Raw genomic sequence first — 22,106 nt, forward strand, 5'->3', positions numbered from 1 at the left:
GATGAATGTCCGATTCGAACAAGATGATACGCTACAGGATGAGATTGATGTTGTTGTAAAAGCAAGTAGACAAAGTGATGAAACAAGCACTTTGATGGAGTATATTAAGCGGGCCGGTCAGGAATCAAGTAAGATAGTTCCAGTTAAAACGGCTGATCGCATCATAATCGTTAAAGTAGAGGATATTATTTTAGCAGATGTACAAAAGGACACATTAACAATTGAAACAGTCACAGATCAGTATGTGTTGCAGGAAAGATTGTATAAATTCATGCAAAAACTTCCCAATGAGGTATTTGTTCAAGTATCAAAACATGCAGTAATCAACATTGATTATTTAATTGCACTTGAAGATAGTTTTGCTGGGGCAATGATTGCACGGTTAGAAAAGAACTTGCGTACTAGTGTCAGCCGCAAGTTCTTGGTTGATCTTGAAAGACATTTGGGATTATAAGGATGAGAGGAGATTGGAATGCTGAAGTTCTTTAGAGACTTAACAACTTCTTTTTCAATAGGAGTAGGTTTTGGTGCAACTATATATCTTTTATTTATTGCTTTTGAGATAGAACCTAACGCTACAACATTAAGTATTTTGAGTGTGTTAGTAATTAGCGGCTTAATTGGAGTATTATCTTTGATTTTTGAAGTAACTGAGTGGCCGTATCTGATAGAGTTATTTATTCATTTCTTAGGTACCTTTTGCTTAGTTGTGCTGATGGCTTGGATAAATAATTGGCCTATTTGGCAAGGTTTCATCAGTTTCTTCTTAAGCTTCGTCGGAATCTATTTAGTTATTTGGTTCATATTGAAGTTAGAGATCTCCGAGAATGTGAATCGAGTTAATCAAAAACTGCAAGAACGCAATGGCGAACGCAAATAGTTTCAACTTGCTGGAAAGTAATGTAATTTAGACACATTTATTGAGAATGGTTAGAATAAGGATAGATATCAAATTCAAAATGAGTGTGAAAGATGATAAAAAAAGCAATTCAAATATATATAAGTCTTAGTTTAATTCTAATAATCCTTGCTATTTGTAGGGAAATAAGTCTACCCGCAATCCTAGGAATTTTTACTACCAGGAAGCATGTTGCCTTATTGAGTGATTTTGGAGCCCCTGGCATGCCAACTAGACATCTTTTTGAGAAGTGGGAGCTTATTGATGGGATACTATTTATCTTAGGTACTCCATTTTATTATCAATATTTGAAACCTATCAGTAAAAAATATGCCAAATTGTTTGTATCACTTGTAGTCATTTATGGAATTGGTGATTGTATTTTTTCAGCATTGTTCGATTATTCTGGAAGTTATTTTGCCAATTGGCATAGTTGCTTGCATGCGATTGGTTCATTAGTTGGTTGTGGTGCTTTATTTATTGCTAATTGTTTACTCATCTTGCTACTGCTATTTGATAGTCAATTGCAATTTATAAAGATGTTCACTGCCACTCAGCTCATCAGCATCATAGCTTGTGTACTATGCCTATTTTTAGAATCCCGTCCCTTGATAGCAAGTACTTTACAAATAATTGGATTATATGGTCTATATTTACCATTACTGGTTTTAGGATTATTTGCTGGTTTCAAAAATCTAAAAATATGGGTTTTTCGTGAGTTGAAGCTTTGAGTAGGGCTGTATCATGACAGTAACGTCATTAACAGGTTAGTTGGTTTAGCAGGATGTTCTTTTCTGTTAATAACCACCTGAAGCTGATAAATCAATCATTAAAACAATTTTATACGGAATAAATAGCGGAGCTGGTTCAAAATATGACTTTTGAACCAGCTCCTTTTTTCGCTTAAGTTGTCATTTTTAGTTGTTTTTCCGAATGCTTTTCCTCAACCTTAATATACGCGAAAGCAGCAGTTAAAACAATATTGTAAGAGGCTTCAACAAGGTGTTGATCAATAGCTGAACTAATAAGTGCTAGCAACAAAAAAGCTAGAAGAGAATAAGAGTTTAACCTGTAAAGCCTATACAGCAAGTAAAAAATGAGTAGTAAAACAAATACAGACATAAGAATTCCCGAAATCACTAAAAGGCGAATGTATGAAGAATCAACATAGAAGTAATTTGCAGGTGGTTGTGGTTGAATAGCCCCATTACTAATCTCAACGAGATGTCTGCCAAACAATGAAATGCCATGTTGTTTTAATGCAATGAATCCGAAAAATAAACGGTTCGATAACAAATGATTTAGCATTTGCGACCAAAGCCAACGTGGATTGTATGTGTAGGCTAATAGAATATTGATAAAGATGTAAAGAGACACAAAAGCAGCTAATCCTTGGAATTTGATTACATCAATCAGATGTTCAAACCAAACGGCTTTTAGTCCGATTAACCAAAGCAGCAACATTAATGCAAAGTCTAGTCGAGAATTTGTAAGTACAAAAACAATCCCAATCAACCCCAAACTAATCAAGTGTTCAAATAGTTTAAGATGCAGCTTACGCCATGCGTAATAAGCAGTCATTAAATAGAAGATGCGAGCAGCAAAATCTGTGGGTGTCAAAAAGCCTAATGACAGGCGTAAAAAATATTTGTCATCAAGCCGTGTAGTAATTTGTTCCGGAATAATTTTGAACGCACAGGACACTATTATTACAAAGACACAGAATAACTCAACCCCAAGATAAGTTCTTAAAATATTTTCAAAGTCAACATCATATGCACCAATAATAAAAAATGAATAATAAAAAATATTGGAATCATGAGAAACCTTTGTTGTTAGATAGAAAACAATTAGGAGTCCAAAAACAATTGCTTTATTTTTAAATACTAGATCATCTAATATAAAGAATTTAAAACCAACCACCAATGCTATGATCTTTGTAAAGAAAAAAAGCTGATTCATGGTTACTATCTTTGGTACAAAATAACTAAGTTGAATAGTCATTAAAAATAAAAAAAGTGCTAGACAAACTATATATATACTACTGCGTTGTTGTTTTAAATGATAAAAAGTCGACACAGTTTCTCCCCCGATTCGAAAACAAATACAACTTCTCTACTATTGTACTCTAAATTATCAAGACTTTCATTTTTTCGATATTAAATTGACTACAGTATAGTCATTAAAAAAATTTGTGGGCAATTTTAAGACTAGAGTTAGTCAGATTGAATCCAAAATAAATAGGTCTGATAATTCTAATGACCAGCATAAACATACTGGGATTTAGGCTAAGATACTTGCTTAATTATCTAACAATTTTTGTTAAGTCATATGCTATTATTAACCTTGATTATTATATAGCAAAAAAGCCATAATGATAAAAAATTTTATCTTTCGAGATAATTTTAAAAATTAAATTCTGTATTAATTTTTTTACGCATATATTTATGTTACATTCTGCATATTGAACTTATCGTTTTGAAAAGAATACAATTGAGTCAATGCTCATATAACATTTTTGTGCGATAATTAAAAATAAGAGTTGAAATATCTTGATGTTATAGTTATTGTTAAAAGGTATTTATTCGTAGCATAGACAATGAGAGTCGTATCAATACTTTGGGGGGTATTTAATTGAGAATGCGTTATAATAATTTTCATTGATATTATAAAGAAAAATTAATATATATATTATGGATTGGTGGATGAATATGAGCGTGTATAGCGATCAACTTCTAACCATTGTTGTTCCTTGCTACAATGAACAAGAAGTTTTACCGGAAACAGTTAAAAGACTTGGGGAAATTCTAAAAAAACTTGTTGATGAAGGTAAAATTGCGGCACAAAGTAAATTACTTTTTGTCGATGATGGGAGTAGGGATGAGACGTGGGGATTAATAAAAAAGTTTGAAAAAGATTTTGAGTATGTAACAGGGATAAAATTTAGTAGGAATTTTGGACATCAGAATGCTTTACTGGCAGGTATGACAATAGCTGTAAAATATTCTCAGATGATAATTACGATTGATGCTGATTTACAGGATGATATAAACGCTATCTATGAAATGGTTGACAAGTATTATGAGGGTAATGAAGTTGTATATGGAGTGAGAAATAGTCGTAAAACAGATACTTTTTTTAAGCGACAAACTGCAATGGCATTTTATAATATGATGGGTAAATTAGGTGTCAGTTTGGTGCCTAATTCTGCAGATTATCGTTTACTTAGTCAAAGAGCCGTAGAATCTCTGCTTGATTTTAAGGAGCGTAATCTTTTTTGAGAGGTATGGTTCCACTAATAGGATACCAGTCTGCCAAAGTTTATTATGCTCGAAAAAAAGCGTTTTGCAGGGGAATCAAAGTATCCTTTGAAAAAAATGATTAAATTTGCTTTTGACGGAATTACTTCATTTTCAACAGTTCCAATCAGATTAATTACAAATTTAGGACTATTTATTGCTGTAGTGGGCATCGTTTTATTTATTCAATTGTACGTAAAATTGAGGGTAATGTTGAAATCGGCTGGACTTCATTAATGGCTTCAATCTGGGTAATCGGTGGCATTCAATTGATCTGTCTTAGCGTGATTGGGGAATATATCGGGAAGATATTTAAAGAGGTAAAAATGCGTCCACGATATACCATTGAGCAAGATGATTATTCAAAAAGTTTACAGAAGATAATTAAAGGAGATTTATAGTTTTTTGTTATAACCAGAGGATTCCACTTATATACAAACAACATTCCTTGTTAACTAAAGGAATGATTTCCAGTGGTGATAATGCTTGGTATCAAATAAAAAATATAGCTCATAGTATTTAGCCGTTTATGTATGCTTTTTGGTTATGAGCAATTCCCACTCTGTTGTACGCAGTTTTAGGTGCGAGTAGTTAACTTGAAGAAATAAATGGCTATGTAAAAAAGATTGTGGCATGATGTTTCTTACCACAATCTTTTTTACATACTTTATGTCTACTCGATTACAATGTCAAAACGTTCACTATAAATTTCTGAATGAAATTTTTGTTAGAGGCCAACACTTATCCTAGTTTTAACTGGAATAACTGTTGGGATACATTGATAAAGGTTTAAAGCAAAATGTAACTTTTTACTTGGTACCTAGATATAATAATCAAAGTTTATTGATGTATTTTTTAATGACTATTAAATATATAATTATTAGTATTATTGATAAAATGGATACAATTATCCCCAATCCTAGATATGGAGTTTTGTAAGTCATGGAGATTTTATTATTTCCTGCCTTAATAGGTAATTTCATAAAAGTACCAGCAAAGACTTGAGGATGAATGACTTTACCATTTACTTTAACTGTCCAACCACGTTCTACGGAGATTGTAGAATAAAGGTAAGTATTTTCTTTAGAATATATAGCACCCCTGATATTACCATTTTTAAAGGATAGTTTTTGCGATTTTTGCTGTATTTCTCTTGTAATTTTTTTAGTTTTTGGAGATTTAGACTATAAAACTGCTGTGTCTTAATAGCACTTTGCTGAATATTTGTATTAATCGTCACCTGTTGTTGTCCATTTCCAGTAGGAATATAAAAAAGTGAAGGTGAAAGCCATTTAGCATAACCAGTAGAATAAACGTTATTGACATTTATCTGATTGCCATTATTGGACTGACTCCAAATTATATTGCCATAAAGCTGCAAACTTTTTTTATTTTTAGAATTTAAAGTATAACTAATTGTACCGTTAGGATTTGTACGAGTTGTATATCGTACGGGTTCATAAAGATCAAGTTTTTTTCCAGCTAGTTCGGTATAGAAACTGTTAGTATATTCAAACGTATTCCAAGTATTTAGATTAGCAGCTATGTTCATAGGGTTAGTAAATGCCATGGGAAGATAGTAAGGATTTTTGTAAACTGTCTTACCATTTACTTTTTTTATTGATCGGACTTTATGCAATCCATTAATTTTATAATCAGAAAGGATATACTTTACACCGAGCAACGAATCCGAAGCGAGGACTGGAGAGTTAACGATACTCATACGCTCTTGCTCAGTTCTATGTCCCAGTAAGCTGAGTAGCTCAAGCTGTTTAGGATTCATATTCGATACATAACCAGCCGGAGACCAGTAATTAAATGCTAATGCCTCATTATAGTTTGCTGTTAAATTATCTTTTGTTTTTTGTCGACTAGATGTTTGCAAAATTCGATAGTTTGATGAATCATATTTTTTTAATGCATCGATTTGTTTTTGTTGGTGAGAAACATAGCCCTTATAGTATGAAATATCTGGGTTTGTGGAAATTAACCATAATTGTTTTGCATTTAAACCAAGTTCAAAAATAACAGAGAAGATTAGTCCAACTGTTACTAGTTTTTTTAATTTTGAGTTCTTCAAAGAAATACTAAGTAAAAGTAAAAATGTTGTTATTATAACCGTTATTAAAGTTGCTTTCAATTGATTAATGGTTATGTAGTTCTTGAATTGGTAAAGCAATATTATTATTGCTGCAAATGAAAAACACCCCTTAATAATATCCATAAGGTCTTCTTTATCAAAATGAAGATTTGAGAAATATTCAGCGGCCACAAATATTAAGAAGAAGCTTGCTACATAACTATATCGATACCAGTAACTATCGACTTGTTTCATGAGGGAGAACAACAGTGAGAATGGAAGCCAATAAATAATAGCTAGTACAATAGTAGTCATTGTTAGTATTACTATTTTTTTTCGTATAGTAACTTTGTGAGATAAAATAGATGCAAAGACTGCCACGATAGGTAGACTGCCACAATAAAGTGCAACTCCATCTATAGTACTTGAAGTTCCAATTGAATATTTTTCAATAGTCGTTAGGAAACTACCATTAAATGCATTTTTTAGTAAGCTCCAATCAAAGGCTCCGCGTGCACCATTTTTAAGAGCATAAATTGTTGGTAAAAGAAGACATGCACTTAGCATCAAACCAAGAAATGACCAAATAACAAAGATACCAATTTTTTTAGCAAAGGATCTTAATTGATGCTTAACGGGTGTGTTCTCTGGAGAAAGTGCAATTTCAAATAATAACCAGAAACAGGAAAAAAGTCCGTTGATGATTCCTGTATACCAGTTGAAAATTAATGATAAGCCTAATGAGATAGCAAGAATACAAGAGGATTTTCCCCGAGATACTTGCCAAACACCTAGTAAAATAAGTGGTAACATATAGACCCCATCGAGCCACATGATGTTGTTGCTTTGTGCGATGTTATACTGCATGAACCCATAACAAAGAGAAAGAAGAATAATAAAAATTGTTCTTAGTTTATTTTTGAAACGAACTCTTAAGTAATAGCTAAAAGTTGCTATTGAAAGTGCCAGTTTTATTGCAACGGCTAAATCATAAAAACTATTTAATGAACTTTTACTGAAAAAGACTACTAATAGATTGACTGGTGACGAAAGGTAGTAACTAAGCAAAATGATGCTGCTACCACCTAGAGAATTACTAAATGAATAGTTGAGGCTATTTTTCCCTGAAAATATATCCTTTAAATATGAAAAAAAATCTAAATATTGTATGTTTGCATCTGCTACAACTAAACTTCTATTTCCAAATGGTGCAATTCCCAAAAAAATAAAAAAACAAAATATTACTATCATTCCAGCAATACCTAAAAATAAACTTTGTAAAATGAGGTGTAGCGTTTTATTTCGCATATGTATTCGGCTCCTATATTGTAATAATCCTTATAAAGTTTATCATGTTGGAGCAAAATGTAAATGCTCAAGTTAATAACCACAAATTTTGAAAACATTAATGCATGTTAATAAAAAATATTATGATAAATCTATCGGAGAGTAATATTTTCTGTATATTACACAAAATATTATCATGTCAGAAAAAATATCGTAAGTTATTTCATTATAAACTTTATGAGCAGTGATATCTCATATTTAATAAGAATTATTCTAAATAAAATAAAAATCAAGAATAAGGCATCAATATTTATTGATATAAGAGCGACTAAAAAATTAAATGCAGATTTCTTTATAAAATGATGGAACCAATAAAGATAGACTACTCAGGAAAATTATAAATCACAGGTTTATAGTTTTAAAGAACAAAGCCCATAGTTTCATCGCTAGAAAAAGGAATAATGTGCTTGGCAAAATTTAAAATATATTTTTCTATTAAAGCAAATGCTATTATTTTTTCATGATTCGACTATTGGGTACTGCAACGAATTCACTTAGAGCAATCAGCAAAAAAAGGTAGTTATGTAACAGAATCCTCAATGAAACTTTTACTGGTTTACCACCTGCTTCTATTTTGATGAGAGCAATTATTGATTTTTACTATCAATTAAATACAGGTACATTTAATATATGGAACATTTTTACACACTATCAAACACAAGAGGGAAATCAAAAGATAGCTTTTGACCTAATTTTTCGCCGTAACAGGTTCTAGCGTTATAATTACTAGTGTTGATACTTAAATAAATCAGTAAAGAGGGTATATGATGAATAAACGTCTCACTAACTTTTTATTTAAAATCGATAGTAGCGTAGAACACCGAAATTATCTGCTAACAGTACGTGAGGCTGTTACAATTTTGTTTCCATTTATTTTAGTAGGTATATACGTTGAACTACTGAGTAATGCAATTTTTCATAGACATGGATTTTTAAATAATATCTACCATATTGATCAGTGGATTCCAGGATTTAAAATATTTTCTAGATACTTCACTATATTGAATTTTAGTACAAATGGTGTGATTTCAGTTGCATTAACATTCTTAGTAGCTAAAATCGCAGTGCGAAAGTCCTCTGAGAGTGAGTTGGTTGCGGGCATAACTGCTGCCTTTTCATTTATGATGATGAATTTTAATAGAAGTGTTTTTGGACATGTGGGACACTATGAAACTAATCATTTTTTGGAGGGTAGTTTAGGTTACAGTGGGGTTTTTATTGCAATAATTGTTGGGTTAACAACAGGATGGATATTCAATCGATTTACACCGATGAATGAACAAAAAAATAAATCTTTCAAACAAAATGTTTCACTAGCAAGACGAACACAAAAATCAATTATGCCAGTCCTGACAACTTTAATTCTTTTTGCATTTCTTGGTTGTATTGCAAGCTCACTATTTAAGAACGGGACTGCCGGTTTATCATCTAGTCCCATCCAGTTTTCGTTTATAGGAGATAATTGGATTTTAGGCTCTGCAATTTTAGCAGTAGCTCTAAATAATTGTCTTTGGTTATTGGGGCTAATTAGTTTTTTTGATTTTAATAACGTTAATTCTAGTAATATGGTTCAAAATTTGGAATATGCAATTCAGCATGGTTCTTCTTGGGGCGCACCAAATCAGATATCGATTCACACTCTAATTGATAGTTTCGCAAATATTGGCGGTCCCGGAATGGCGCTATCACTTGTGATAGCAATAATCTGGCGTTCACACAATAAGGATCTACGAATAATCGGTAAAGCGAGTTTTCTGCCTAGTGCTTTCAATATTAATCAGTCACTTTTGATGGGAGCTGCATTATTGTATAATCCTTTATTGATTGTTCCTTTTTTATGTACACCTGTAGTTAGTGTTTTGATTACATGGATCGCATTAAAATTTAACTTTATGCCACCTTCAGTATATCCAGTTAGTGAAACAACTCCTGGTTTTTTGGCTGGATGGCTTGGTACAGGAGGAGCATGGCAGGCACTCTTGTTTAGCATTCTAAATCTTATAATTGCGGTTGTACTTTATCTGCCATTTGTTTTATTACATGATTATTTTGAAGATATACGTGAGGAAGGGGCATCTAATGAAAACTAAGTTTTTTTTGGTGGTCTTGCTGTACTTGTATTATTAGCAATATGTATTCCGGCATATAATTGGAATCATAGCAACATTGCAAGGTTAAGAAATTCTGGGAAGACACAAATGGCGCCAATCATAATGGTTCCAGGATCAAGTGCAACCAAAAATCGTTTTGATAGTTTAATCACAGAATTAGGACATGAGGCTCCGCAGACTCATAGTGTGTTGAAGCTCGTTGTCCAAAAAAATGGTAAAATATCTACTACTGGTACAATTCGTCGAAACGATAATCAACCTTTTATAGTTGTTAGTTTTGAAAATAATAAAGATGGTAAAAGTAACATTGATAAGCAGGCGGTTTGGCTGAGCACTGCTTTCAAACAATTGGTGCAAACTTATCACTTCAATCATTTTTCTGCACTTGGTCATTCTAATGGCGGATTGATACTGACCTTATTCCTTGAAAAGTACCTCAAGAAAACACCTTCAGTTAGAGTTGATAAGTTGATGACAATCGCGAGTCCATATAACATGGAAGAAAAGAGTACTACTCATAAAACGGCAATGTTTAAAGAATTGTATGCTTATCGTGAAGGATTACCGGAGTCTTTGGTTATGTATTCAATTGCAGGAACCGAAAATTATAATAGCGATGGCACTGTCCCGTACAATAGCGTGAACTTTGCTAAATATATTTTTCAAGATGAAATTAAGAATTTCACTGAAATCACTGTAACCGGAGCAAATACTGCACATTCTGATTTACCACAAAATAAGCAAATCGTATCACTAATTGGGCAATATATTTTAAGGGAAAATTTCCATAGAGGAATGGGACAAACACAAGGCAAATAACGTGATTTACTGTATAGGTCTACTATAGGAGGGGAAAAGATGGAATATAAAGTCGATTTTAAAAATATTGAATTAACTGGTTTAGAAAGTTCTCCTGTAGCAGCATCATTGGCTGGACTTCGTGCTAATGAGGCACGCTATTTTTGGAATAAATACAAATTTGAATATATCACATACTCTGCAAGTGAAAGAACAAAAGAAATTAATTGGTTAAATAAAATTCTAAAAGAAGAACGAAATTTAGAATTTAAATCACCTATTTTGGAAGTTGCAATCTATGAAGACGACGATATATATTGGCCTGACTTCATTTATCAAAATGGAATGATTATCAATGTTCTTTATGAGAAAAATAGGGACAAACCCAAAAGGGCAGTTGGGTTAAAGTTGTGTGAGGATATGGAGATTCCAAGTGAATTACGAGGTAAATTCAATTTTGCACATCAACGTTCAAAATTAGCCGGCTCAATTCGCGGAAGTTATTTTAAACTGAAAAAAGAATGGTTGTAAGTGTAATTAAACGCGATAAAAAGTTAGAAAGTGTCAATATATTCTATTCTATTAACAGATGGGTGAGCATATGTATATGGAAGAAAAATTATTTACATCACTTAAAAATGGCTACAAAAGAATATTAAAAAATAATTTGGTCGGTATATATATCCATGGTTCATTTGTTCTTGATTCTTTTAATGAATCAGTTAGTGATTTGGATTATCTGGTTGTTGTCTACCAGTCTCTTTCTTTAATTACGAAAAAAAGGATTATGGAATATACCGTCGAAAGTTTATGGCCATTTGCCCCAGCAAAAGGATTGGAATTTCATATTGTTTTATTAAAAAATACAATAACTTTTAACGAACCTGTACCTTTTGAATTACATTTCTCCAAGCAGCATTATCAGAAATATGTAAATAATCCAACAAATTATATAAAGACAATGCATGGATTGGATCCGGATTTAACAGCTCACTTTATGATTACCGTAAGGGCCGGACAAGTTTTAGTTGGTATGCCAATTAAAAAAGTATTTTGTTCGATTCCAAGTTCATCTTATTGGAACAGCATTTTATATGATGTTTCAGATGCAAAATCCACAATTATAGAACAACCTATGTATACCATATTAAACCTTTGTCGCGCATTTGCTTATAAGAAGGAGAAGTTGATAACCTCTAAACTTTCAGGTGGGCGGTGGGGGATCATAAATATTCCTCAAAAATACAGTGAAATTATTAAAAGTGCGTTAAATGAATATTCTTCCAGTGTAATAGGGCAATATGAAAAAAAGTATAGCAATTCATCCTTGATTGAATTTGCAGAGTATATGTTGAATAAAATTAATGATTAGAATCATAATTAAAAAATATGAATTTCATTTGCTTATCAAACAAATCATTTCAAAAATAGTAATTCAATATAATTAGAAAAGATACACAATATATATAGTATACTTTTTATTATGTTTAATAACAGTAATAAAAAAACGGAGGTATTTTATGCAACAACTAGTTGATGATATTTTGATTCATTATGAAATAATTGGAACTGGTGAACCAATTGTTTTTATTCATGGTCTGTGTTTAGATCTTAATTCTATGAAATTTCAGTACGAACCTGCCTTTATCGGCAAAAAGTATCAACGAATTTACATTGATCTTCCTGGGATGGGAGAGAGTCAATCTTTTTTTGCACCACAGCCGTCTAGTGACTATTTGATGGAATTAATTATAAAGTTTCTTGATTCAATTAAAATTAATACTTTCTATCTATGTGGACATTCTTATGGGGGATATTTGAGCTTGGGGATAGCATATAATCATTCTAACCGCGTAAAGGGATTGTTTCTGACATGTCCAGTTGTGACAGCAAATTCAAATAAAAGAATTGTTGAAGCACATAGTAACATCCGCATAAACGATTTTAAAATTCCAAGTAGTAAATACACAGAAGATTTTATTGGGATGAATGTAGTTATTGATAAAATTTCATGGCAGAAGTACACAGAAGAGATTATTCCTGGACTTGAAAACTGTGATTTTAATTTTATTGAAAGACTGCAGTCTGACAATTTTGATCATTATCAATTTCAAAATGAAATGGAGCTTAAAAATTGGAGTACTGATATTCCTGTTTTTCTTCTGTTGGGAAAACATGATCATATTGTTGGTTTCAAAGAACAGGCAAAGTTGGTTAAGAAATTTGGAAAATGCAATTTGTTAATTTTGGAAAATGCTGGACATAATTTGCCCGTTGATCAATCAGAAATATTTGATAGTTGTATTAAATACTTCTTTGTCTAAATATTTTGGGTCTTATAGAACTATATTCTAGTTTTCTCGTAGTTCATTGATTTTTCTGAGCATTTCGGCCAGTTTTTGCAAATCTGTATCACTAAAATTGGCTCCCAACTCATTTAATTTTTGATTTTCTTTTTCATGATATTTTTTATGTAGCTTCGCTATAATTTGACCATTGGCGGTTAGTTTTAAATATACGTCTTTTTTATTATCACTACGATGATACTTTTTAAGCAGATTCTTCTTTACTAAACGATTAACTATTTTTGAAACAGTTCCTTGAGGGAAATAAACTGTAGCTACTAATTCTTTAATTCTGATTTCAGAATGACTTGCAATATGATTAATAATGTCTAAATCCGTCACAGAAATATTAGGTACAATGTCACTTACTGTTTCTTCAGCATACTTTAACAGATGCTCTTGAATTCTTTTCGTATTGTCAAAAGCGAGATAACGATGTAATTCTTTATCAATTTGTTGTAATAGTGGGTTTAATTTTGGCATATATATTCCTCCGAATATAAATTGACAGTCTATTGTTTAACTGTTATTATACATTATATTCCATGGAATATAAAAATGTAAAGAAGGAATTCTATATGCATGTATCCATAGTACTCGACCATCCATATACTTTAGAATCAAGTAAAAATGTTCCCCACAAGAGATCTTATTGTGCGGCACTTGCTGTGAACGTCATTGATACTTTGAAGGCTCAGAATCATACAGTTGATGTTATTGATCTTCAGGCAGATAAATATGACCCAGTTATTACTAAAGAAGGGTTAACCAATTGGCGAACTAAAGAATATGTTGATGAGCAAAGCCAAAACTATTTACTTCGACTAAAAAAAGCAGATGAAATAATCTTTATTTTTCCTGTTTGGTGGGAGGTTATGCCTGCAATGTTAAAGGGATTCATCGATAAAGTATTTTGCAAAGGACAAGTAAAGAAAATAGCTGGACAACGACAAATTCTAAATTTGAAAACTAAAATCAGAGTTTTAGCAGTAATCGGTACACCAAACATTATTTATAGATTACATTATCGAAATCCATTAGGTAATATGTTAAAGCGAGGAGTGTTTGGTAAACTAGGATTAAAGGATTTTAAAATTACTTATTTTAATGCTGAAGATCAAACAGAGAGAAAAAGACTTTGGACACTCAAAAAGGTTGGTAAGTATATCTTGTAGCACGAATAGTTAGTACTTAAAAAAGAATAAAAATCATGAGCTAGATTAAAAGTTGCATTTTAATCTAGCTTGTTTATTAATTATGTATAAGCATATTTCATAAGTTATAATATTTAGAGCGTTAATTGATTAATGCAGATATACATACCAATAATATGCTTTTAGATAAGTTATATTTGAATACAACGGAGGAAATTTTATGGAATTAAAAAAAATGGATCTAAGGGGCTTTGAAAAGTATATTGTTGGAACTATTAAAGAATACGCTTCTGAAAAAGTGGATGCAGGAACATGGCGCGCTGAAGAAGCAATGGAATTAGCTGAAGAAGAATATAGACAGTTACTTCCTGATGGACTAGAGACAGAAGGAAATTATTTCTATATTTTTAAAGTTGACCAGAACAATATTGGATACCTATGGCTGGCAAAAAGTAAAGTAAATCCAGAGGATTCTTTTATCTATGACTTTGCAGTTGAGTCTGAATTTCAAAATAAAGGATTTGGTACACAAGCAATGGGGCTGATTTTTATAGAAGCAAGAAAACTAGGTTTTAAGAAGATTGGTTTACATGTTTTTGGTAGTAATGAACGTGCAATTCATGTTTATCATAAACTTGGTTTTATTCCAACTGATATTACCATGAGCCGTGATTTGTAAAAAAATGATATAAGAGACATTCAGGTAGGGGGATAACTCTATGAATAAAGATATTGAAAAGGCATTAAACTTAAGAAAAAATAACCAATGGAAGGAATCAAACCAACTATTGCTTGAACTGTGTAAGGTGAAACCTTTCGATTCATTTTTGAACTATCAAGTTGCCTGGAGTTTTGATATTTTGGGTGAGGAAGATAAAGCAATTCTATTTTATGAAAAGGCAATAGAACTAGGACTTGATGAAGAATATTTGGAGGATGCTTATTTAGGAATGGGTAGTACCTATAGAACGCTCGGAAATTATAACAAATCCAAAGTTGTATTTGAAAAAGCTATTCATCAGTTTCCGCAAAACAACGCGTTAAAAGTATTTTATTCTATGACGCTTTTCAATTTAGGGAGACATGATATTTCGATGGAAATTTTATTACAGGTATTGTCTGCAACTTCAAATGATACAGATATTCAGAGTTTTAAAAAAGCAATTTTATTTTATTCTGATAAATTAGATAAAGTTTGGTAGAGAGGACTAAATGAATTAATCTAGTAAGATATTAATTTTTAGTTCAGCACGATGTTCTTGCTAATAACTGAAATCATAATTTAGGTATTGCCATTTTTTAACTAGATGCACCTATGAGTTCTTTTCTAAATGACCACGTCTAAACAAGTTCTGATTTGATATGTGGTAGTTATAATGCTAGAGCAACAGCATTTTTATGGGGGAGCGTGACATAAGTCGGTAAAATTTGCTATGAGTAATTCGAGGTTAGACAAAAAATCTTGACTTATGGAACACGTTTATTCGGAATAAATAAAGAGCTGGGTCAAAATCTAACTTTTGACCCAGCCCCAGATAAAAACAATTATTGGAATGTCTATTCTTTACTTTTTCGATCTGTCCATAATGCAATTGGGGACAGAAGCAAGACAATCAAGGAACCCAAAATATAAGTATGACTAAAGGCGCTACTAATGTGCTGATTTTTCTCGTTTTTTATACGAGTAAGTGCTTTGGTCAGGGCTTCTTTTTGTGCTAGCAATTTTATTACAGTTAGGACTTTTTGCTGGCTTTGCGATATTTCTTCTGTTCCTTTATTAATTTTCAGAGAGTTTGAAACTAAAGGTGCAAGTAAAGAATTCTTTTTACTAATAAGATTTAGTTCATTGGTTACTGTAGCCGATTTTTTTGTAGCCATCATTGTTGCTTGGTTGATTTTTAATTCAGCCTGATATATTTTTCCATACCCAGAATTATGTTTAGGAGTAGGTAGATTCTTTGTAGCTTTAGCAGCACGGGTAAGCTCTCTTTGTAAATGTTTCTGTTTGTTCTTGGTAGAAATTGTTGAGGAATCGGTAGTAGAAAATAATTTGTTCAGTTCAGTATGTGCAGTTGCTTTGACCTTTGTTGAGAGCGGTTCCTTCTTAATAATCTGAATTGAATTTTTCCTAATATTATTTTTAGCAGATGTTACATTGCCGTCTAAAACTGTTACAAGAAGTGCAACTCCTAAACAAGTTCCAATTTGACGTGCAGCATTTACAATACCGGAACCAATTCCATTTTTATTTTGGGGTAAATGTTTTACGGAAGCAACTAGAGATACACAAGAAAAACCAAAACCAATGCCATTTATAATTACAAAGATAACCATTATTTCTTTAGGAGTATTGACATTAATAAATGATAATAAATATAGACTGGCCGCCATAATAATTAGACCTGATAACGTAACTGGAATTGCTCCTATTTTTTCAAATAACTTAGTCCCTAAAGGCATTGATACCATGATGGTCAATGAAATGGGCATGATTATTAAAGCCGAGGTTAATGCAGAATAATTTAATACATCTTGCAAAAAATAATTAAAAATTAGCATTGGACAAATCAGGGCAAAGCCTGTTATAAAATAAACCAAACTGGAAGCAGTCAACGTTTTTTCTTGGAATAAGTCTAGCTCCAACAGTGGATTTTTTATTTTGCGTTCTACAGCAATGAAGATAATAAGTGCTAAGATACCCCCGATAATACAACTTAAAATCATGCTAGAGTTCCAACCGTACTGTCTTCCTTCCAGCATACCAAAAGTTATACCACTTAAACCGAGGGTTAAAAGAATAGTTCCCAAAATATCAATTTTTCCATCTAATGTTTCGTCATATGATTCATTTATCCAAATTGAAATAATAATAAAAGCGATAACTGTTAGTGGTACATTAAGTCCAAAAACTTCTCGCCAAGAAGCATATTCAAGGATTATGCCACCAATTGGTGGCCCACCTGCTGCTGCCAAAGCAGTCACAGCACCAACTATACTAGCAAGCTTGGATGTATTTTTTTCCCCAAAAATTTCGATTCCCATTGGTAAAACAATCGGTGTAATAATTGCACCACCAATACCTTGGAAAAAGCGAAAAACAATTAATTCTAATAATGAATTTGATAGCATACACGCTGCAGAAAAAACACCGAATATTGCTAAACCAAACAGCATTATTTTTTTTCGACCATAACGATCGGCGATTTTTGATCCAGTAATCATAAATACAGCTAGTGATAGTGTATAGATAGTTGATACCCAGCTAACATTGGTAATTTCTGTATTGAAGTGAGCCATGATTTTGGGCAAAGCAATATTTACAATGGTACTATCTAATGTTCCCATGAACATTGCGATTGTTAAACCTGCAAAGCTTACTATTTTTACAACTCGTGACATTTTTCTCCTCCTTTGGGTAACAATTGACCTATTAGGTTACAAATGTTACCATTGATGTAATTAATATTATAATTAAAAAGGGTCTAAAACAATGGAATTTGCACAAGTGAAACAAATTGAGCATGTCTGTAACCTATCTATCTTGATGGAGGTAAATGTTATGAATGGTAAGGAAAGAATGGTTGAACAATCAAAGCAGTGGTTGAGTGAAGCATTGATTGAGTTAATGAAGTCTGAAAATTTTCAAGATATTTCAATCACTGAAATAGCACAACAGGCAGAGTTATCAAGAAAAACCTTCTATCACTCTTTTAAAAATAAAGAAGCATTAATTAATTATTTCTGCGATAAATTATTCGATGCATATTTTCAACGATTGATCAAACAGGTTCCCCAACCAGGAGCTACAATGTTGGATAACACATTAGACATATTTTTAAATTTCTGGTGGGAACAAAGAGATCTTATTAGATTATTGATTGACCAAGGGCTTTTTGACCACATGAATGAAATCTGGCAAAAAAAGGCAATTCCAAGATATAATGCATTCGCTGCACCATGGCATGTGAAGGGTAGCGCTAAGCAGGTGGCATATGTAATGTCATTTCAATTAGGTGGATTTACTAATATTCTGCGAGTATGGTTGGAGCAAGACGAGCCAGAATCCCCAGCAGAAATTAAGAAAATAATGATAGATGCAATCCATCAATTAGCAAACAGTATCAATTAGAAAAGAAACTAAAAATTAATGGAGAAAATAGAATTGATGAGTAAAAATGACAGTAAAAAACTTTCCATTGAAGATTCTTTTAGATATGTGGAACTAATAAATAGTCTGTCTTTCAATTTTGAGGATCTGGGATTCATTAGAACTTATGATTGGATAAATAATAGAAAAGCAGGTATTTTTATGAAACTGCAAAATATTGCTAACGAAGAATCAGATAATGGGGGATTAAACGAAGACTAAGTTTATAGTTGCTAAAAAGTGTGTGATAAGATGGAATACATTTATATGAAATAAATAGAGGAGTCAGGCCAAAATCTAACTTTTGACCCAACCCCAACTTTTTATATCAAATTACTTGATTTTTAACAGTTCCAGCAAGAAATGATTTTAAATTATTAATTGAGATATCCAGTAGTCTCGAACGTGTTTCTTTTGGTGCCCATGCAATATGTGGAGTAATAAAACAGTTTTTTGCTTGAAGTAATGGATTATTATTTTTTATTGGTTCAGAACTGACAACGTCTAACCCTGCAGCAAGTATTTTCCCATTATTAAGTGCATCAGCAAGATCAGCTTCGTTAATAAGTTTTCCACGGGCAGTATTAATTAAGATAGCGCCTGTTTTCATTTTGTGAATTTCAGCTTTGCTTATCAAATTAATAGTTTCTGTTGTTTGGATAACATGTAAACTTATAATATCCGATTTTTCCAATAATTCGTTAAAACCGACTTGCTTAATCCAATTTTGTGAGATGTCTTTAGGGCGATGATTGTAAAAAATTATATTCATAGAAAATGAATGGGCAATCTCTGCAACCTTTTGCGCAATCTTGCCAAAACCAATAAGGCCTAATGTCTTACCTTTAAGTTCGATCAGAGGCTTTGCCCAAAAGGTAAAATCTGAGCTGTGTGACCATTCATTATTATGTACTAATTGATTATGGATACCTACTTGGCTAGTAATTTCAAGCAATAGTGCAAAAGTATATTGTGCAACTGCATCTGTTCCATATGTTGGGACATTAGTAACAACAATGTTTTTGGAATTGGCGGCACTCATGTCTATAACATCATATCCAGTACCCATTACGCCAATATATTTTAGATTACTTGCTTTTTCTATGACAGCTGCATCGATCGGTGTTTTGTGTGTTAAGACGATAGAAGCTGACCCAATTTTCTTTATTATTTCTTCATCATCATTGCCTGTTCTGTCATATAAAGTGCAATCACCTACTTGCTTCAACAAGTCCCAATCTAAATCACTATTAAGTGCGTATCCATCTAATACAATAATCTTCATGTATCATCGCTCCAATCTCTTTAGTTGAAAGTTAATTTCTATTGTATTCTAGCATAAATATATTCACAAAAGAATTGAGATGAACTCTTTGTGCAATTGCGAGAATTCTTAAAGAAAATGTTTAAGTGCAATCATTTTTAAAAGAAAAAATAATATGCTTTAGAATATTTTATGATAAAAAATAATTATGCTTCATCTTTTTAAAACACTTTGTTCATCGATTATTAGTATGATGGAGATAATAAATAATTGAGGAAGGTGAAATTTATGCTAATTGATAATCAATTTTACTTGCCCGTTATGACAATTACTCCATTTAAATTAGGTTTTGTTCTTCTATTGTGTGCTTTTACTTACTGGTCACACACCTCATTTCCTAAGCTAAATAAGCGTAATATTTTGAAAGGCTCATTCTTACTCTATTTAATTTGTGTTGCTCAACTAACTATCAGTATTAACATATATAAACCTCAAACTTATGTCGGGCTCATTCGTTCAGTCAATGGATTTGGATACTTTGATAGCATTGAATGGCATCCACTTGAGATGTACAAGACAATATATACATCTGCTTCACAATATACAATTGTTGGAAATATGGTGATGCTTATTCCATTAACGATATTTATCTCACTTCTCTGGGAAGATAAGGCGACTTTCAAAAAAATGCTTGTCATTTCATTTTTGACTTCATTAACCATAGAAAGTTCACAATTGTTATTGTCCTATGTTTACTTAGAGCATAGACTATTTGACATCAATGATTTATTACAAAACACATTAGGCGGGGTGATAGGATTTCTTATTTTCCTTGCCTTGCGAAAAATGGTTCCAAGTCTTGTCAGTCGAAGAAAAGTTGTCACAGAAGCATAAAATTAATGTAAATTCATATTTAAAAAGCAGAAACTTTGCAGTTAATAAAAAAGCTGCGAAATTTCTGCTTTTTATATCATAAATTTGATTTCAATAGTCGGTTTACACAAATCATAGATAAGATGTTATAGTATACTAGTTGATTAACAGTTTTGATGTAATAAAAAACTATAATTATTACAAATGTATTTAGGGGGATATCATTTTGTCTTTTATTAGAGAAAAAATTGACTATTTTATAGCAATTTTATTCAGTTGCATGTTGGGGTTGACTTTCATAGGAGCTATAAGGTCAGATAATCTACTGATAAGCAATACAACTGCAAGAATTTTTATTCTACCAACATTAATTTTGGCTATGTTTTTTTTATTTCGTATTAATACACTGAACAATTTTCTAAAAAAAATTCTCTATTTTTTGGTATTATAAGCTTATTGCTTGCTTTTTCACTCCAGCTATATGCTGTCTATAAAACTCATCCAGCAATAGGATTTGATTTGTGGGTCTTTCATCATGCATTAATTTCAAAAAGTTTAAACGCAGAATCAGCTTATTTTAGCCGCTACCAGAATAATATATTGATGTTATTAATTCAGCATGGATATCTTAGTGTGGTTGGCATAAAAAATTATTGGTTCAAGTTGGATCTACTAAATGTCATTTTGGTAGATTCTTCAGTTTTAATAAATGTTCTTTTGGTATTCATATATAATAAAGTCTACATTGCGAGAGTAATTTGGATCCAAGCAATTTCATTATTTTTCTTTCCAATGATTCTTGTTCCTTACTCAGACACATTTATTCTACCTTTTGTATCACTAGAGTTACTGTTTTTTGTATGTATTATTAAGTCTAAAAAAGTAATATTTACAATCTTGTGCAGTACATTACTTGGACTTGTAACAAGCTTTGTTTATTTTATAAAGCCATCAGCCATTATCCCAGTGATAGCTATTGTAATCATGGCAATAATAAGATTAAGAAAAATAAGTAAAAGAGAAGTACTGACTGGGTCCTGTTTTTTGCTGATGCTCATAAGTTCGTATGTTATGATAGGTACTTTTGTCTCTACACAAAAGTATATCAAAATTAGTAAGCAAGATAATATGCCACCTATACATTTTATTAGTATCGGAATGAGCGGACAAAAAGGTGGTTATAATTTAGAGTCAGTAAAAATGATGTACAAGTTAAAAAGTCCGCAACAAAAGAAAGAATATTCTATCAAGCAAATAAAACAAACTTTAGAAAAAAGAGGTCCTTTGGGATACATCAAATTTTTGATATCCAAACAGGGATACAATACTGCCAACGGAACCTTTGGCTGGTTACAGGAAGGAAATTTTTTAGTCGCAAGTTCAAAAGTTCATACAAATGTTTTTAAACAATATTTGTATGCCGACGGCAAGTATTTATCTGATTTTAGATTTTTTGCACAGATATTGTGGGTCATAGCTTTAGGCATCTTGCTTTTAGGGTTTGAAAATAGGGGATTGTTGGAGAATACATTAAGACTTGGAATTATTGGCGGATTTATCTTTTTACTTCTTTTCGAGGGAGGAAGAAGCAGATATATGATACAGTTTCTTCCCATGTTTGTGGTACTGCTAACATTGATAAGCTTTGATGGAATTACAAAATTCAAGAGAATATTTTATACAGTCAAAAAATAGCTTTAAAAGTAATCAATAAAATGTGTGCACAGACTAGCAGAGCCAGACATTAGTTAGAAATGTGAATGTTAACACGAAATTATATACAAGCAATG

Annotated in this window: 19 protein-coding genes and 2 pseudogenes; 16 read left to right on the top strand and 5 right to left on the bottom strand. The window is 31.8% G+C overall.

Going from position 1 to position 22,106, the window contains the following annotated elements:
- The first annotated feature begins 1 nt into the window (after position 1).
- From GSM_RS02965 to GSM_RS02975, 3 genes are all read left to right on the top strand, one after another.
- On the top strand, positions 2-454 hold the full coding sequence (locus GSM_RS02965; protein ID WP_003689588.1) for a LytTR family DNA-binding domain-containing protein: 453 nt from the start codon (positions 2-4) through the stop codon (positions 452-454).
- Positions 455-472: 18 nt separating this feature from the next.
- A complete protein-coding gene (locus GSM_RS02970; protein ID WP_003689587.1) occupies positions 473-880 on the top strand; it encodes a DUF3021 domain-containing protein in 408 nt (135 codons plus the stop codon).
- 92 nt (positions 881-972) lie between these two features.
- Positions 973-1,629, top strand: coding sequence for a DUF998 domain-containing protein (locus tag GSM_RS02975; RefSeq protein WP_003689586.1), 657 nt, complete (start codon positions 973-975; stop codon positions 1,627-1,629).
- 172 nt (positions 1,630-1,801) lie between these two features.
- Here GSM_RS02975 and GSM_RS02980 read toward each other — a convergent pair whose 3' ends face one another.
- On the bottom strand, positions 1,802-2,977 hold the full coding sequence (locus GSM_RS02980) for a hypothetical protein (protein WP_003689585.1): 1,176 nt from the start codon (positions 2,975-2,977) through the stop codon (positions 1,802-1,804).
- 626 nt (positions 2,978-3,603) lie between these two features.
- Here GSM_RS02980 and GSM_RS13900 point away from each other — a divergent pair.
- Positions 3,604-4,598 (top strand): annotated as a pseudogene (locus tag GSM_RS13900) (glycosyltransferase family 2 protein).
- A gap of 432 nt (positions 4,599-5,030) precedes the next feature.
- Here GSM_RS13900 and GSM_RS13905 read toward each other — a convergent pair.
- A pseudogene (locus GSM_RS13905) lies at positions 5,031-7,585 on the bottom strand (YfhO family protein).
- Positions 7,586-8,388: 803 nt separating this feature from the next.
- Between GSM_RS13905 and GSM_RS03010 the strand changes: the two are divergent.
- From GSM_RS03010 to GSM_RS03030, 5 genes are all read left to right on the top strand, one after another.
- Positions 8,389-9,714 (top strand): PTS transporter subunit EIIC, encoded by a 1,326-nt coding sequence (locus GSM_RS03010; RefSeq protein ID WP_235720334.1) that lies wholly within the window; start codon positions 8,389-8,391, stop codon positions 9,712-9,714.
- 108 nt (positions 9,715-9,822) lie between these two features.
- Positions 9,823-10,554, top strand: a complete 732-nt coding sequence (locus GSM_RS13910; protein WP_010077791.1) for an alpha/beta hydrolase — start codon at positions 9,823-9,825, stop codon at positions 10,552-10,554.
- A 39-nt stretch (positions 10,555-10,593) separates the two neighbouring features.
- A complete protein-coding gene (locus tag GSM_RS03020; RefSeq protein ID WP_003689577.1) occupies positions 10,594-11,064 on the top strand; it encodes a DUF8821 family protein in 471 nt (156 codons plus the stop codon).
- A 70-nt stretch (positions 11,065-11,134) separates the two neighbouring features.
- Entirely contained in the window at positions 11,135-11,905 is a 771-nt protein-coding gene (locus GSM_RS03025) for a DUF4111 domain-containing protein (RefSeq protein ID WP_003689576.1), read from the top strand.
- A 148-nt stretch (positions 11,906-12,053) separates the two neighbouring features.
- Positions 12,054-12,857: an alpha/beta fold hydrolase gene (locus GSM_RS03030; protein ID WP_003689575.1), complete on the top strand. Its 804-nt coding sequence runs from the start codon at positions 12,054-12,056 to the stop codon at positions 12,855-12,857.
- Positions 12,858-12,884: 27 nt separating this feature from the next.
- On the opposite strand, the gene GSM_RS03035 is transcribed toward GSM_RS03030, so the two are convergent.
- The gene (locus GSM_RS03035) at positions 12,885-13,361 is read right to left on the bottom strand and encodes a MarR family winged helix-turn-helix transcriptional regulator (protein WP_003689574.1); all 477 of its coding nucleotides are present in this window, start codon (positions 13,359-13,361) and stop codon (positions 12,885-12,887) included.
- A 95-nt stretch (positions 13,362-13,456) separates the two neighbouring features.
- On the opposite strand from GSM_RS03035, the gene GSM_RS03040 reads away from it, so the two are divergent.
- From GSM_RS03040 to GSM_RS03050, 3 genes are all read left to right on the top strand, one after another.
- Entirely contained in the window at positions 13,457-14,053 is a 597-nt protein-coding gene (locus GSM_RS03040) for an NAD(P)H-dependent oxidoreductase (RefSeq protein ID WP_003689573.1), read from the top strand.
- A 199-nt stretch (positions 14,054-14,252) separates the two neighbouring features.
- The gene (locus tag GSM_RS03045; protein ID WP_003689572.1) at positions 14,253-14,711 is read left to right on the top strand and encodes a GNAT family N-acetyltransferase; all 459 of its coding nucleotides are present in this window, start codon (positions 14,253-14,255) and stop codon (positions 14,709-14,711) included.
- A gap of 40 nt (positions 14,712-14,751) precedes the next feature.
- Positions 14,752-15,234, top strand: coding sequence for a tetratricopeptide repeat protein (locus GSM_RS03050; protein WP_003689571.1), 483 nt, complete (start codon positions 14,752-14,754; stop codon positions 15,232-15,234).
- Positions 15,235-15,589: 355 nt separating this feature from the next.
- Here the strand turns inward: GSM_RS03050 and GSM_RS03055 are convergent, their stop codons facing one another.
- Positions 15,590-17,431, bottom strand: a complete 1,842-nt coding sequence (locus GSM_RS03055; RefSeq protein WP_003689570.1) for an MFS transporter — start codon at positions 17,429-17,431, stop codon at positions 15,590-15,592.
- Positions 17,432-17,591: 160 nt separating this feature from the next.
- Between GSM_RS03055 and GSM_RS03060 the strand changes: the two genes are divergently transcribed.
- Together GSM_RS03060 and GSM_RS03065 are read left to right on the top strand one after the other, a co-directional pair.
- Positions 17,592-18,161, top strand: coding sequence for a TetR/AcrR family transcriptional regulator (locus GSM_RS03060; RefSeq protein WP_003689568.1), 570 nt, complete (start codon positions 17,592-17,594; stop codon positions 18,159-18,161).
- A gap of 36 nt (positions 18,162-18,197) precedes the next feature.
- Complete coding sequence (locus GSM_RS03065; protein ID WP_003689566.1) at positions 18,198-18,401, top strand: hypothetical protein; 204 nt, start codon at positions 18,198-18,200, stop codon at positions 18,399-18,401.
- A gap of 106 nt (positions 18,402-18,507) precedes the next feature.
- On the opposite strand, the gene GSM_RS03070 is transcribed toward GSM_RS03065, so the two are convergent.
- Positions 18,508-19,464: a D-2-hydroxyacid dehydrogenase gene (locus tag GSM_RS03070; RefSeq protein WP_003689565.1), complete on the bottom strand. Its 957-nt coding sequence runs from the start codon at positions 19,462-19,464 to the stop codon at positions 18,508-18,510.
- 267 nt (positions 19,465-19,731) lie between these two features.
- On the opposite strand from GSM_RS03070, the gene GSM_RS03075 reads away from it, so the two are divergent.
- Both GSM_RS03075 and GSM_RS03085 read left to right on the top strand, forming a co-directional pair.
- On the top strand, positions 19,732-20,337 hold the full coding sequence (locus GSM_RS03075) for a VanZ family protein (protein ID WP_003689564.1): 606 nt from the start codon (positions 19,732-19,734) through the stop codon (positions 20,335-20,337).
- Positions 20,338-20,772: 435 nt separating this feature from the next.
- On the top strand, positions 20,773-22,011 hold the full coding sequence (locus GSM_RS03085) for a glycosyltransferase-like membrane protein (RefSeq protein WP_003689562.1): 1,239 nt from the start codon (positions 20,773-20,775) through the stop codon (positions 22,009-22,011).
- The last annotated feature ends 95 nt before the right edge of the window (positions 22,012-22,106 follow it).

Source organism: Liquorilactobacillus mali KCTC 3596 = DSM 20444 (assembly GCF_000260415.1).
Taxonomy (GTDB): domain Bacteria; phylum Bacillota; class Bacilli; order Lactobacillales; family Lactobacillaceae; genus Liquorilactobacillus; species Liquorilactobacillus mali.

Excerpts from the sequence above, each read along its gene's own strand:
- GSM_RS03075 (WP_003689564.1), top strand. The coding sequence starts at position 19,732 with ATGCTAATTGATAATCAATTTTACTTGCCCGTTATGACAATTACTCCA.
- GSM_RS03050 (WP_003689571.1), top strand. The coding sequence starts at position 14,752 with ATGAATAAAGATATTGAAAAGGCATTAAACTTAAGAAAAAATAACCAA.
- GSM_RS03030 (WP_003689575.1), top strand. The coding sequence starts at position 12,054 with ATGCAACAACTAGTTGATGATATTTTGATTCATTATGAAATAATTGGA.
- GSM_RS03070 (WP_003689565.1), bottom strand. The coding sequence starts at position 19,464 with ATGAAGATTATTGTATTAGATGGATACGCACTTAATAGTGATTTAGAT.
- GSM_RS03040 (WP_003689573.1), top strand. The coding sequence starts at position 13,457 with ATGCATGTATCCATAGTACTCGACCATCCATATACTTTAGAATCAAGT.
- GSM_RS03045 (WP_003689572.1), top strand. The coding sequence starts at position 14,253 with ATGGAATTAAAAAAAATGGATCTAAGGGGCTTTGAAAAGTATATTGTT.
- GSM_RS03035 (WP_003689574.1), bottom strand. The coding sequence starts at position 13,361 with ATGCCAAAATTAAACCCACTATTACAACAAATTGATAAAGAATTACAT.
- GSM_RS03055 (WP_003689570.1), bottom strand. The coding sequence starts at position 17,431 with ATGTCACGAGTTGTAAAAATAGTAAGCTTTGCAGGTTTAACAATCGCA.
- GSM_RS13910 (WP_010077791.1), top strand. The coding sequence starts at position 9,823 with ATGGCGCCAATCATAATGGTTCCAGGATCAAGTGCAACCAAAAATCGT.
- GSM_RS02975 (WP_003689586.1), top strand. The coding sequence starts at position 973 with ATGATAAAAAAAGCAATTCAAATATATATAAGTCTTAGTTTAATTCTA.
- GSM_RS03065 (WP_003689566.1), top strand. The coding sequence starts at position 18,198 with ATGAGTAAAAATGACAGTAAAAAACTTTCCATTGAAGATTCTTTTAGA.
- GSM_RS03020 (WP_003689577.1), top strand. The coding sequence starts at position 10,594 with ATGGAATATAAAGTCGATTTTAAAAATATTGAATTAACTGGTTTAGAA.
- GSM_RS03060 (WP_003689568.1), top strand. The coding sequence starts at position 17,592 with ATGAATGGTAAGGAAAGAATGGTTGAACAATCAAAGCAGTGGTTGAGT.
- GSM_RS03010 (WP_235720334.1), top strand. The coding sequence starts at position 8,389 with ATGATGAATAAACGTCTCACTAACTTTTTATTTAAAATCGATAGTAGC.
- GSM_RS02970 (WP_003689587.1), top strand. The coding sequence starts at position 473 with ATGCTGAAGTTCTTTAGAGACTTAACAACTTCTTTTTCAATAGGAGTA.
- GSM_RS02965 (WP_003689588.1), top strand. The coding sequence starts at position 2 with ATGAATGTCCGATTCGAACAAGATGATACGCTACAGGATGAGATTGAT.
- GSM_RS03025 (WP_003689576.1), top strand. The coding sequence starts at position 11,135 with ATGTATATGGAAGAAAAATTATTTACATCACTTAAAAATGGCTACAAA.